10 protein-coding genes are annotated in these 13,433 nt (G+C 41.1%); 7 read left to right on the forward strand and 3 right to left on the reverse strand.

Translation table 11 applies throughout. The features are described 5' to 3' along the window. From B2R65_RS01015 to B2R65_RS01040, 6 genes are all read left to right on the forward strand, one after another. Positions 1–358 (forward strand): fumarate hydratase C-terminal domain-containing protein (locus B2R65_RS01015; protein WP_286740338.1); only part of this gene is annotated, 358 nt, incomplete at its 5' end. Positions 359–808: 450 nt separating this feature from the next. Next, entirely contained in the window at positions 809–1,849 is a 1,041-nt protein-coding gene (locus B2R65_RS01020; RefSeq protein ID WP_286740341.1) for a Leu/Phe/Val dehydrogenase, read from the forward strand. Between the two features lie 108 nt (positions 1,850–1,957). Next, complete coding sequence (locus B2R65_RS01025; protein ID WP_286740404.1) at positions 1,958–2,596, forward strand: CatA-like O-acetyltransferase; 639 nt, start codon at positions 1,958–1,960, stop codon at positions 2,594–2,596. A gap of 354 nt (positions 2,597–2,950) precedes the next feature. Beyond that, complete coding sequence (locus B2R65_RS01030) at positions 2,951–5,839, forward strand: ligand-binding sensor domain-containing diguanylate cyclase (RefSeq protein WP_348735538.1); 2,889 nt, start codon at positions 2,951–2,953, stop codon at positions 5,837–5,839. Between the two features lie 58 nt (positions 5,840–5,897). Continuing rightward, entirely contained in the window at positions 5,898–6,722 is an 825-nt protein-coding gene (locus B2R65_RS01035) for a M90 family metallopeptidase (RefSeq protein WP_286740342.1), read from the forward strand. A gap of 97 nt (positions 6,723–6,819) precedes the next feature. Next, a complete protein-coding gene (locus B2R65_RS01040) occupies positions 6,820–9,996 on the forward strand; it encodes an amidohydrolase family protein (RefSeq protein ID WP_286740343.1) in 3,177 nt (1,058 codons plus the stop codon). A 140-nt stretch (positions 9,997–10,136) separates the two neighbouring features. Here the strand turns inward: B2R65_RS01040 and B2R65_RS01045 are convergent, their stop codons facing one another. After that, positions 10,137–10,505: a hypothetical protein gene (locus B2R65_RS01045; RefSeq protein WP_286740345.1), complete on the reverse strand. Its 369-nt coding sequence runs from the start codon at positions 10,503–10,505 to the stop codon at positions 10,137–10,139. A gap of 150 nt (positions 10,506–10,655) precedes the next feature. Here B2R65_RS01045 and B2R65_RS01050 point away from each other — a divergent pair, with 150 nt between their 5' ends. Beyond that, entirely contained in the window at positions 10,656–11,408 is a 753-nt protein-coding gene (locus B2R65_RS01050) for a Nif3-like dinuclear metal center hexameric protein (protein WP_286740347.1), read from the forward strand. Between the two features lie 11 nt (positions 11,409–11,419). Here B2R65_RS01050 and B2R65_RS01055 read toward each other — a convergent pair whose 3' ends face one another. After that, positions 11,420–12,184: a YdcF family protein gene (locus B2R65_RS01055; protein ID WP_286740349.1), complete on the reverse strand. Its 765-nt coding sequence runs from the start codon at positions 12,182–12,184 to the stop codon at positions 11,420–11,422. A 51-nt stretch (positions 12,185–12,235) separates the two neighbouring features. Beyond that, the gene (locus tag B2R65_RS01060) at positions 12,236–13,123 is read right to left on the reverse strand and encodes a LysR substrate-binding domain-containing protein (protein ID WP_055016584.1); all 888 of its coding nucleotides are present in this window, start codon (positions 13,121–13,123) and stop codon (positions 12,236–12,238) included. Positions 13,124–13,433: the final 310 nt, after the last annotated feature.

Consider the following 13,433-nt stretch of genomic DNA (forward strand, 5'->3'; position numbering starts at 1 on the left):
TGCAGGCCCTACAACCGCAACACGCATGGATAAATTTACCGATATGATGTTAGAAAAAACCGGCGTTGTAGGCATGATAGGTAAAGCTGAGCGTGGTCCTGCTACAGTTGAGTCGATTAAAGAGCATAAATCGGTTTATTTAATGGCTGTAGGTGGTGCGGCATATTTAGTATCTAAAGCAATTAAAAAAGCACGCGTGGTTGCCTTTGAAGATTTAGGTATGGAAGCAATCTACGAATTTGAAGTAGAAGATATGCCAGTTACAGTTGCTGTAGATAGCGAAGGTGCAAATGCACACACACAAGGCCCTGCCATTTGGAAAGCTAAAATTGAAGAGCTAGACGGTAAGCTTAAATAAAGGTTTGCGTAATCTAATAACAAAGCGAGCTTAGGCTCGCTTTTTTTGTATTTTTTAATAAACACACTAAAAAAGCGCAAATTTCCTCTTTAAATAAACACCTCAGACCAGTTGCGGTAAATCTGATTTTTTCTTCATAAACCTATACACTGTGCGCCTTTGCTGGGAGGGGAGCTGTGTAATACAAGGTTTACACTTAGCATTACCTTTACGTTCACGTAAGTGTGAGCACACTTTTGATCAGCGGTGTTAGTTTTAAAATTAACTTATATGCCTTTTGTTGGATTTTATATCCATGTTTTTATGATATATAGGTTTATTAATTTATATAGCTCACTTTTTAAGGGGTTAACTTGTCATTGTGTAGCCCCCTCAAAAATGAAGTGGTAAAGTTTCGTCAATTTCCAGCGCTCATCCCTCTCACGGGTAAACTATTTTGGAGTAATAACAGTGGCTGTGTTTAATCAAGCTGAATTTGATAACCACGAACAAGTGGTTTTTTGTTCTGACGAAGCGTCAGGTTTAAAAGCAATTATTGCTGTGCACAATACCAACCTTGGCCCTGCAGTTGGCGGTTGTAGAATGTGGGATTATGCAAAAGATGAAGATGCAGTATACGATGTGCTGCGCTTATCTAAGGGCATGACCTATAAAAATGCAGTCGCACGTTTGCCATTTGGTGGTGGTAAATCAGTTATTATTGGTGATGCAAAAAAAATTAAGTCTGAGCAGTTATTCCGTGCTTTTGGCCGCCAATTAGAGCGATTAAATGGCAGTTACTATTCAGCAGAAGATGTGAACATTACTTGCGATGATGTTGCATTAATGAATAAAGAAACAAACTATGTACTGGGCCTTGAAGGGAAAAGCGGAAACCCGTCACCTTTCACAGCATATGGTACTTTTTTAGGAATTAAAGCGGCGTTACAGCATCAGCGAGGTCATCAAGATTTTTCGGGTATTAAAGTGGCTTTGCAAGGCTTAGGTGCTGTAGCCTATGGTTTATGTAAACACCTAGCTGAGGCCGGTGCGCAACTATTTGTAACTGATATAAATCAAGATTCAGTAGAACGTGTAGTTAATGACTTTGGTGCAACATCGGTAGGTATTGATAAAATTTACGATCTTGATGTTGATGTGTACGCACCTTGTGCGCTTGGCGCAACGGTTAACGATGAAACTATACCACGCCTTAAAGCAACGATTATTGCAGGTTGTGCAAATAACCAATTAGCACAATCTCGCCACGGTGAAGTACTTCGTGAAAAAGGTATTTTGTATGCACCCGATTACGTTATTAACGCTGGTGGCATTATTAATGTGTATTACGAAACTGCACCTCAAGGCTACAGTGAAGCGGCGTCTAATAAACATGTTGAAGGCATATACGATACGCTTACTGAAATTTTTGCGCGTAGTGAAAAAGAGCAAAAATCAACGCATTTGATAGCCGATGAGTTAGCGCAAGAGATTATTAAAAACGGTCTTTAATTTAGCCCTATTATTTTTAAAAAGGCGTACTTTGGTACGCCTTTTTTGTTTATACTTTATAGCGTTACCTTTAACTGTATGGATAATATGACTAATACAAACGCCTTAATGGAGCCAATTAATTTTGATACTTGGCCTCGCAAGCAACACTTTGAATTGTTTAAAAACTTCACCCAGCCATATTTTAATGTGTGTGTAACACTTAACGCCAAGCCTTTATTTGAATATTGTAAACAAAATAAACTGTCTTTTTTTCAAGCATATGTGCATGCCACACTAACAGCATGCCACGCCTATAACCCGATCATGCTAAGGGTTATCAATGAGCGTCCATGGCGCTTAAAGCAAGTTAGAGCCAGTGTGGTAGAGCTTGCCAGCGATGATTCGTTTATATTTAGTTATTTTAATTATTCATCTTGCTTTGAAGCTTTTTCTCAACACGCGACCACTATAAGTGCCAATGCTAAATCTCAACCGTTATTTTCTCAGGCATTCAATCAAACCGAAGGACAGGCTGATTTGATACATATTTCAGTGCTGCCATGGCTGAACTTTAGCAGTTTTTCGCATGCCTTTAGTGAAGGGAAATGTTTAGGCATTCCTAAGTTTGTGTTTGGTCAATATAATAAAACCACGGGACTAATGCCGTTTTCGATTGATGTGCATCATTCTTTAATGGACGGTTTACACGTCGCAGCGTTTATAAGCGTATTACAAGATAATATTAACAACTTTTGTAAAGATTAATTAAATTTAGTTAATGCAATGTGTTTATTCGCTATGGTAGTATTTTTAATTAAATAGGTGGGTATAAGTTAATTTGTAACGATTGGCTGATCTGTTTAAAGCATAACGCTTTAATAACTTATTAAAAGGTGTGTTTAGCACGTATTATTTGTTGTTGACGCTATTGTTTAGTTTAAATTAAAGCGCTTGTTAGCGCTTAAACAAAGCATAGTGTATTCACCCCGTGCGTATAGGGATTTTAGCACTTTGTTGGATGTACAGTTTAGATGTGAGTAGTGCCGAGTAAATTCTTTCCCGCTACGCTTAAATAACGTTAAAACGCTTACACAAGTAAAAGAATAACTAAGGCAGTTGATGATGAGACAATTAAGCATTATATGTTCTTTTTTCGTCATGTTTTTATGTGAAGCTCAAGAGCAAACGCGCTTACCGTTAAGCGATTATTTTTCTGAAACATGGAATACTCGCTCAGGACTACCGCATAACAGTATTAATAGTGTTACTCAAACTCAAGATGGTTACTTATGGGTTGCTACCTGGGAAGGTTTAGCACGGTTTAATGGCCAAGAGTTTACAATACTAACCCGTGCCCATATAAATAATTTACCCGATTCAGGTTTAAGGGCCTTAACACCAACACAAAGCGGTGGGCTATATATAGCGGGCTCGCGAGGTGGGATTAGTTTATATCAACATAGGCAGTGGGACACGCAGCGCTCAGCGTCTACCATGGTTAATCATTTAATCGAAAGTGCTGATAAAAGCCTATGGTTAGCCCTTGAAAACGATGGGGTTTTTTATCGAGAGCACATCAGCGATACCGACCTTGCGATAATTAAAAATGTGAGTGCTTATCGCGTTATAGAAGACAGCGACGGGGTTATTTGGGCTGCAACTAGTGCGGGCCTTTATAAAATAGATAATAAAATACCCACCCTAATGACGCCTCACTTTGGTTTACCTAATGCGCCCGTATACAATTTATTAATTACCCGAGGCGGCTCGCTGATAGTGGGAAGCGAAAAAGGCGCATGGATCAAAATAAATTCGCAGTTTCGGCCTATACATGAACAGCTTGCAAATGAATCAATTTCTAGTTTACTAGAGGACAATCATGGTGATTTATGGTTCGGCACAATTAATAAAGGCGTATTTAGGTTATCACCGGACGGTGTCGAGCAATTAGATGCCAAAAATGGACTGCCAGCCAACCGAATTTTGTCTTTGTTACAAGATAGAGAAAATAGCATTTGGATTGGCACAAACGCGGGATTGTTTCGTCTGCGTGAGTCGCCGTTTTCATCGTGGACCCATAAGAGAGGCTTAGCCGGGGATTATACCCGTACAGTGCTTTCTCACTCTGATGGTAGTTTATGGGTCGGGGGTAGCTCAGGCTTAAACATAATCAAAAACAATCGGGCTATCTTGGTCTCAGGCTCTAAACAAAGCAATCCTTACTCTATACTTAGTTTACACGAAGCACCCGATGGGAGTGTATGGGCTGGCACCTATACCTCGGGTGTTTTAAAAGTAGTCAATAATACCTTTACCCCATTCATTAGTCGTAGCACGGGCCTTGGAAGTAACGAAGTAAGAGCGTTATTATTTGATTCTAAAAACCGTTTGTGGATAGGCTCGGCTATGGGGCTTACGCGCATAAATGAAGATGGCAGCTTAGAGCAGTTTACAAATAAAAAAGAGTTACCAAGCGGGTTTATACTCACGCTTAGTGAAGATAACGCAGGTAATATCTGGGTAGGCACCGGCAATGGGGTGGTGGTATTTGATATTGTTAGTGAACACTTTACAACGGTTGAATTTCCGCGTGAGTTTTCTGCTAAATATGCGTTTGGGTTCTATATTGATGATACTTATACTTGGATGGCTACAGATAGAGGCTTAGTGCGCTATGAGCTAAAAAGCGGGAAAATGGCCATGCTTGGCTTAGAGCAAGGTTTACCTATCGATAAACTATTTCAAGTGGTGCCGCATAATGGTTCATTTTGGCTCTCGAGCAACCGCGGGATCATTCAAATCGATAAAAATCATATACAACAAATTCTCGATGCGCCTGCGAACGCTAAAACACCTGTGCTTAACTATCAACTGTATGATGAAGGCGATGGCATGTTAAGTGCGCAGGCTAATGGCGGCTCAACGCCTTCGGCTGTAACGCATCACGATGGGAGTATTTGGTTTGCAACTGCTAAGGGGGTAAGTACTGTAAAACCTGCTCGCTTAAAAGCATCAACGCAAATTGCACTGCCGACCATTATTGAAAATATTTTTGTAGATGGTAAGCCTATTGCACTTCCACTTGAAGGTGAGTCGGTCTTTTTACCGCCGGGGGTTTCTCGCTTATCGTTTCATTATGCAGGGCTGAGCTTTATTATGCCGCAGCGATTAAACTTTCAAACCCAACTAAAAGGATTTAACGATAAATGGGTTAGTCGCCAGCATATGACCGGTGCTGAGTACACCAATTTACCCCCAGGGGAGTATACCTTTATGGTACGCGCAAGTTACCCTAACGCACATTGGCAAGATAATCAGCAAGCTGTAAATATTGTAATTCAGTCATTTTTTTGGCAAAAACCGCAATTTAAGTTTGCAATATTTGTATTTTTTTTAATGGTTATTTTTGCCATATACAAATACCGTTTATATCACTATAAAAAAATAGAAATAGAGCTGACTAATCGCGTAGAAAAACAAACGCAAGACCTACAAACGCAAGCCAATGCGTTTGCTTACCAAGCAACGCACGACCAACTTACCGATATGCCTAACAGGCGTGCTTTTGATAGCTGGCTTGCCCATAACTTTGCCACTTACAAACAGCAAAACCGACCTTTAGCCATAGCCATACTGGATATTGATCACTTTAAGCGAATTAACGATAACTGGTCGCATATAATTGGCGACAAAGTGATTTGTACTATTGCAGATCTGCTTAAAAATGGCTGCCAAGAAAACCAGCATATAGCACGATGGGGCGGTGAAGAGTTTACCATTGTTTTTGCAGATAAAACCGCTGGCGAAGCAAAAATGATATGTGAAGCACTGCGCGAGAGCATTGCACAACATGACTTTTCGGCTATTGGTGAGGGGTTAAGTGTAACAGCCAGTTTTGGTTTGTCTGACTCAACCAACGTGGGTGATTACGACCGTCTTTTATCGCGAGCAGATCAAGCCTTATACAAAGCTAAAAATAGCGGACGAAATTGCACAGAAATTATCTGATTGAAAATGAGTGCAGGCGCACATATTAATAAGAGACTAACTTATTTTGGATGTCCCCATGATAAACGGGCTACTCATTTTTGCTTTGGCTATTTTTGTTGTAATTTATTGGCGCTGGCAGGCACTACAAAACTGGCTTTGGAATAAAAAATATAAAAACGCGGCTTTAAACTCTCAACAAAAAGAAATACTCCTTCGTTGCATGCCTATCTATAAAAAGATGACGGACAACGACAGAGCCAAGCTTGAGCGCCACATAATATGGTTTTTAAGCGAAAAGCGCTTTTTAGGCCGAGACGGACTAAAGCTAACCCCCGCCATGAAGCTGATAGTTGCTGCCGATGCCTGTGTGTTAGTGCTTAATAAACCTTGGCCACTTTATAAAAACGTAAAAGAAATTTTACTCTACCCTAGTGCGTATTACGCGCCACAATCTACACGAGATAGTGCTGGGCTGGTTAGTTACCACAACGCTGTGCGCTTAGGTGAGTCGTGGCCTGGTGGCACATTAGTGCTGAGTTGGCACGATGTACTAGAAGGTAACCGCTTACCAAGCGATGGCCATAATTTAGTGTTTCATGAATTTGCCCACCAGTTAGATCAAGAAACTGGAAAAACCACTGGCACTCCATTACTAAAAACCCCCAATGCTTACAAAGAGTGGGCCCGTGTTTTTAGCCGTGCTTTTGTACAGTTAAAAAGTCATGTTGCTTATAACATGCCCCATGTTATTCATAGTTATGGGGCAACCAACGAGGCTGAGTTTTTTGCTGTACTCACAGAGACCTTTTTAGAAAAGCCAGCGCAGCTTAGACAACACGACCCTGAAATTTATAGAATGCTGGTGGATTACTACCAATTTGACCCCATAGTTTGGCATTAATTTTTGGTGCTTGGTCTGATAACGCTGGCAAGTTAGCGCTGTTTTTGTTGCAATCGTGTTAGAGAGTTTAACTGCAATAATAACAAGCGAGAAATGCATGAAAAAAATGCTTCACACTGCACTGGCTTTATCAGTCGCCCTAGCAATAGGTCAGCCGTACGCAAACGAAGATCAAGAAAGGTGGCAGGTAGACTCACCAAAAGGTGAGTTTTTAGATGCAACCATTAGTACCGAGCAAGGCACATGGATGAACATTGATGTTAGTCCTGATGGCAACACGCTAGTGTTTGACTTACTTGGCGACATTTACACTATGCCTATAAGCGGAGGTGAAGCAACTAAACTCACCTCAGATATTGCTTGGCAGATGCAACCTCGCTTTAGCCCAGATGGTAAACACATTGCGTTTACCTCAGATCAAGGCGGTGGTGATAATATTTGGGTCATGGATGTTGATGGAAGCAATCAACACGCTGTGACTGACGAAACCTTTAGACTTTTAAACAGCCCCGCATGGAGTCCTGATGGCGATTACCTTGTCGCACGTAAACACTTTACCGCTAGTCGCTCACTAGGGGCTGGAGAAGTGTGGCTTTATCACAAAGCCGGTGGTAAAGGTGTTCAGCTTACTAAACGCGAGAACGACCAAAAAGACTTAGGTGAGCCAATGTTCTCGCCAGATGGGCGCTATGTTTACTTTTCTCATGATGCAACGCCTGGTAAAACCTTTCACTACTCTAAAGATTCTGTTGCCGGTATTTATAAAATTAAGCGCTTTGACCGACAAACCGGCGAAATTGAAACAATTATTGAAGGAATGGGTGGTGCAATAAGACCGACTCCTTCACCTGATGGTAAAAAGCTTGCCTATGTAAGACGTGATGATTTTCAAACCAGCTTGTACTTATACGACCTAACCAGTGGCGAGCACACTAAGCTTTACGACAAGCTTGAACGCGATATGCAAGAAACCTGGGCTATTCATGGTGTGTACCCGACAATTGCTTGGACTCCAGATAACGAAGAGCTGGTGTTTTGGGCTGGCGGTACAATTCATAAATTAGCCGTTGATGATAAAACAGTCGCCCCAATTGACTTTAAAGTACAAACCACTAAAAAGATTCAAAAGGCAGTACGCTTTACACAAGATTTAGATACTGATGAGTTTGACGTAAAAATGCTGCGTAACGTGCAGGTTAGCCCAGATGGCGAAACCGCTATTTTTGAAGCATTAGGGTATATTTATAAACGCGATTTAGACTCTGGTAAAATTAAGCGCTTAACTAAACAAACCGATCATTATGAGCTGTTCCCGCAGTACTCCCGCGATGGCAAAAAGATTGTTTACACCACGTGGAATGACAGCAAGCAAGGCACTGTGCGTGTGGTCTCTGCGCGCAGTGGTCGTGGTGATACTATTACAACGCAACCTGGTAAATATGTAGAGCCTACGTTTAGCCCCGACGGCAAAACGCTAGTTTACCGTAAAGCCACCGGCGGAAGTATTTTAAATCCTAAGTGGTCGCTTAACCCAGGCGTTTATAAAGTAAGTGTAAAAGGGGGAGAGAGCGAGCTTATTTCTAAAAGTGGTTATCAACCTCAGTTTGGTAGCACCAATGACCGTGTATTTATCATGAGCCCGTGGCCTAAGCCTACCTTGAGTGTTGTGGAGCTTGAGAGTAAAAAGATACGCAAGCTTTATGAGTCGGAGCATGCCACTGAATTTCGAGTTTCACCAGATGGTAAATACTTAGCGTTTGCAGAGCGTTTTAAAGTATTTGTTACCCCGCTGGTGCAAAGCGGTTCACCTATTACAATAAGCCCTAAAGATAACAAGTTTCCTATTGAGCAGCTGTCTGTACGCGCGGGTGAAAACATAAGCTGGAGTGCTAATAGTAATAAGCTGTACTGGAGCTTAGGCCCCGAGCTATACCATGCAAGCCTTGATGGCATGTTTGCTATAAACAATGCAGACGAGGCCGACTTTAAAGTTAAAAGTGGCGAAAACATTAGCTTTAGTAAAAAAATGGCCGAGCCAAAAGGTATGATTGCTTTAAAAGGGGCAAACATTATTACCATGAATGGCGAACAGGTCATTGAAAACGGCGTTATAATTACCGATGGTAAACACATTAAATCGATTGGCAAAGTGGGTGAGGTTACTATTCCTAAAGATGCCGATGTTATTGATGTTACAGGTAAAACAATTATGCCTGGGATTGTTGATGCGCACGCACATGGCTCTCAGGCAAGTGATGAAATAATCCCGCAGCAAAACTGGAAAAACTTCGCAGGTTTAGCGCTCGGTGTTACCACAATTCATGACCCATCAAACGATACATCAGAGATTTTTACTGCCAGTGAATTGCAAAAGGCCGGCATGATTGTTGGGCCACGAATTTTCTCTACCGGCACTATTTTATATGGAGCAAATATGCCTGGTTACACCTCGCATATTGACTCTTTAGACGATGCTAAATTTCATTTAGAGCGCCTTAAAAAGGTTGGAGCCTTTAGTGTTAAATCGTATAACCAGCCGCGCCGCGAGCAACGCCAGCAAGTTATTGAAGCAGGGCGAGAGCTTGAAATGATGATAGTGCCAGAGGGCGGCTCACTGTTACAACATAATTTAAGCATGGTTGTTGATGGCCATACGGGCATTGAGCACTCAATTCCGGTTGAGAATATTTACGATGATATAAAACAATTATGGTCGCAAAGTGATGTAGGTTACACACCAACGCTTGTTGTTGCCTATGGCGGAATTTGGGGGGAAAACTACTGGTATGACAAAACCGATGTGTGGAATCATCCGCGTTTAAGTAAATTTGTGCCTAAAAATCAATTATTACCACGTTCAATGCGCCGAGTAAAAGCGCCCGATCATCACTATAACCACTTTAATAACGCCCGTGTTGCTAAAGAGCTGCAAGATTTAGGTGTACTGGTAAATTTAGGTGCGCATGGGCAACGTGAGGGCTTAGGTGCCCACTGGGAAATGTGGATGTTTGCTCAAGGCGGTATGAGTTCACTTGAAGCAATTAGAGCCTCTACGCTTGACCCTGCTAAATACTTAGGGCTTGATAAAAATATAGGCTCGTTAGAAGTCGGTAAGCTTGCCGATTTAATAGTTATTGATGGCGATCCACTGAAAAATATTCGCGATTCAGATAAAGTCGATTATACCATGATCAATGGGCGCTTATTTGATGCAAGCACAATGAACGAAGTGGGTAAAAAGCCGCGAAAGCCACTTTATTTTGAAAAGCTATAATTGTAATACACATTTTAAAAGCGGCTATTAGCCGCTTTTTTTAGCTCAAAATAAATTATTTAATAAAGCGAATTGATAGAAGGTGATAAATAGGCATAAAAAAACCGCTTAACGCGGCTTTTTTATCAATCACATGGTGTTTAAACAACACCGCGCGGTAAGCGACAATCGTGATCTTTACTTGCAAGCTCAACAATCCAAAGCTCTTCAGCTGTATAGCCGTCTTCGCTTTGTGTTACAACAGTAAACGGTGCCGTTTTTTGTGCTTTAACAGGCGCAGCCGCTTTAGTTTTAGTTTTTTTCGCAGGCGCTTCTTGCTCAGCTTGTGCAGGCGATGTGCCAGCGCTTAGTTCTTTCGTTAGCTCTGCTACATCAGCTAGGCGTAAGTTTTTGCCACCATCGATGCTGTACCAGCCTGGTTTTGTAGTAATTTCAGGTTTTTTACCATTGGCAGCTTCATATGCAGCTTCAAAGGCAGATAAAACTTCTGTTTTGTCTAGTTTGCTCATCAGAGACCCTATACGTTGTGAACACAGATAAAGAAGCCGTATTTATACCTATTTTCCAACTGTTTTTCAATTTTTTGCGATTTTCCTTCCATTTTAGCCCCATAAACGCCAAAATTTGCACAAAATTCAGTGCTGAGTAAGGTAATAAGTATGCAACGTAGAGAATTTAACCAACTATTAAACGACATTTTAAAACCTCAGACAATTAAAGATTTTTGCCCTAATGGGCTGCAAGTCGAAGGTAAAAACGAAATCAGAACGATTGTTACGGGGGTAACTGCAAGCCAAGCACTCATTGATGCAGCAATAGAAAAAAAAGCCGATGCGATTTTAGTTCACCATGGTTATTTTTGGAAAGGTGAATCGCAGCCTATTACCGGCATGAAAAAACGCCGTATAGGGGCCTTATTAGCGCACGATATTAATTTATTTGCTTATCACTTACCGCTTGATATTCACCCTGTTATAGGTAACAACGCCCAGCTGGCTAATTTGCTCGATATCGAAATAGAGACAGGGCTTGAACCCGTTACAAATAGCGTTGCTATGAAAGGACGGTTAAAAACTCCACTTACAGGTAGCGAGTTTGCAAATAAAATAGCTAAAGTTTTAAACCGTGAACCATTAAGTAGTGTTGTACGCGATGAAAAAATTGACACCATTGCGCTGTGCACAGGAGGCGGGCAAGGTTATATCGATTTAGCAGCAGAGCAGGGAGTTGATGCATACCTAACGGGTGAAGCATCAGAACAAACGATTCATAGCTCGCGAGAGCAAAGTATAGACTTTTTTGCAGCAGGGCATCATGCAACCGAACGGTACGGAATTAAAGCGCTTGGTGAGCTACTTGCTAAAGAGCATGGTTTTGATGTGAGTTTTATAGATATAGATAACCCAGTATAAATGTATATGCTCTACAGCGCCTCTGGGTTTATCCAGCGGCGCACACTTATCCAAGCATTCCCAATCACTTCATGGGCATATTGCGTTACTACACGTAATGCCTCAGCATTTGGTATAAATTGTTTATACAAAGGTAAAGCCGCAAAATTGTGATAATCCGTAGCGGCAGGAATTACCTTAACACCTTGGGCATTAAACAAGTTTTTTGCGCGCGGCATGTGTAGCACAGACGTAACCAGTGCAACTTTAAAATCAACGAGTTTAGGGGCGAGTAGCTTGGCTTCGGCAGCGGTATCCATTGCTTGCGGGTTTTGTTTTATGCGGCTTTTGCTTACTCCTAAATCTATTGCTACTTGGCTCATTAACGCGCTATTTGTTACTTTGTTGTAGCCACCGCCAGACACGATAAGCGTTGCATTAGGGTATTTTTTTGCAAGCTTGACGCCTTCTACCAAGCGAGTAAGCGCACAATTTCCTAACTGATTATTAGCGCTTAAAGCAGGGTTTGGGTTTATATCGCACCCCAGCACAACAATCTTATCAAGGCTAGGGTGTTTTAGTGCATTAAATGCCAGTGATACGGGCTCATTGTGTTTAATAAGTTGATGCGCAGCAAACGGTGTACTTAACACTATAAGCGTTAATATACTCAAACTTGCGAGCACTAAAGCAGGCTTACGTCCACGAAACGCTAAAACTAGCATTACAAACGTAAGTAAACCAAATAGCGGGAGCGGCATAATTAAGCCACCTAATAACTTTTTTAATTCAAACATAACAAGCAACATAAAACCCAATAGGCCTTATGTTACTTATTCGTTTGTGATTTATCGACCGTTATTTTGCTTACAGGTATTTAAAAAATGGCGATAAACGGGGTTGTCTTTCATGTCTTTTTTCATTGCTAGGTACATAGGGCGGGTTAGGCCTAGTGCTCCAAGCGGGATTGATTTAATTAAGCCTTGGCTTTCGTAAGGTGTTACCAACCAATCAGGCAACGCTGCTACACCCATTCCTGCACTCACAAGCTGAAAAATTAACAAGCCTTGGTCTACATTTTTTAAGGTACCGTCAAAGCGGGCGTTTTGAATAAAGTGTTTAAATATATCTTGTCGCTCGCGCGGAATAGGGTACGAAATGATGGTTTCGTTTTTTAAATCAAGCGCCGTTACATATGCTTTTTTAGCTAAGTCGTGATCAGGGGCGACAATTAGCTTTAATTTAAAATCGAACAAGTGAGCATATTCAAGTTTATCAGGTTCACGTATATCTGAGGTCAATACTAAGTCGAGCTCATCATTGAGTAAATCTGGTATAGCGTCGTAACTAAAGCCGCGTTCGTAGTCAATTTTAATGTCTGGCCAAAAATTATTAAATTCTTTAATAGTTGGTAGCAGCCAATGAAAACACGCATGGCATTCAACACTTAAGCGTAGTTGAGAAATTGGTTGATTCAGGCTTTCTTTCAAGCGGCACTTCGTGGCTTCTACTTTAGGCAAAACGTCGTTGGCAAGTTCAAGTAAAAGCATTCCTTGAGGCGTAAAGCGCACAGGCTGCGTTTTTCTTTCGAATAATTGGCAGTCTAATTTGTTTTCTAAGTCTTTAATTTGATGAGATAAAGCTGATTGCGTTAAAAATAATTCGCGGGCTGTATTAACTAACGATCCGGTGTCTTTTAATGTCGCAATAGTTTTAAGGTGTTTTATATCAATCATCTTTAATAATTCTCAAGGTAAAAGTGAGTTTGGCTCAGATTGACTACATACTACGCCTTTACAAAAAACGTTTCAACGTCTAGATGGCTAAAATAATCCATTAATTACTAAAGTACACCCTTAAAGTTAAATTAATTAATGTGAGTACTTTACTTGCTACTGGTTTGATGAGTTTGCCATGAGTTTAGCTCAAGTTGTTTTGTGGGTTATGTAGTTGCGGTGTAAAGCAGCGTTATGGACAGGAGTACTTAATAAATGGCACAGGTTTTTAAGCGGGATAAGTATTTATCACAACGCGTAATAACAGGTC

This window comes from Pseudoalteromonas sp. UBA2102, assembly GCF_002331165.1.
Classification (GTDB): domain Bacteria; phylum Pseudomonadota; class Gammaproteobacteria; order Enterobacterales; family Alteromonadaceae; genus Pseudoalteromonas; species Pseudoalteromonas atlantica.

Bases quoted from the DNA above. Each gene is read 5' to 3' on its own strand.
- B2R65_RS01060 (WP_055016584.1), bottom strand. From the start codon at position 13,123: ATGATTGATATAAAACACCTTAAAACTATTGCGACATTAAAAGACACC.
- B2R65_RS01050 (WP_286740347.1), top strand. From the start codon at position 10,656: ATGCAACGTAGAGAATTTAACCAACTATTAAACGACATTTTAAAACCT.
- B2R65_RS01025 (WP_286740404.1), top strand. From the start codon at position 1,958: ATGGAGCCAATTAATTTTGATACTTGGCCTCGCAAGCAACACTTTGAA.
- B2R65_RS01030 (WP_348735538.1), top strand. From the start codon at position 2,951: ATGATGAGACAATTAAGCATTATATGTTCTTTTTTCGTCATGTTTTTA.
- B2R65_RS01040 (WP_286740343.1), top strand. From the start codon at position 6,820: ATGAAAAAAATGCTTCACACTGCACTGGCTTTATCAGTCGCCCTAGCA.
- B2R65_RS01035 (WP_286740342.1), top strand. From the start codon at position 5,898: ATGATAAACGGGCTACTCATTTTTGCTTTGGCTATTTTTGTTGTAATT.
- B2R65_RS01055 (WP_286740349.1), bottom strand. From the start codon at position 12,184: ATGTTTGAATTAAAAAAGTTATTAGGTGGCTTAATTATGCCGCTCCCG.
- B2R65_RS01045 (WP_286740345.1), bottom strand. From the start codon at position 10,505: ATGAGCAAACTAGACAAAACAGAAGTTTTATCTGCCTTTGAAGCTGCA.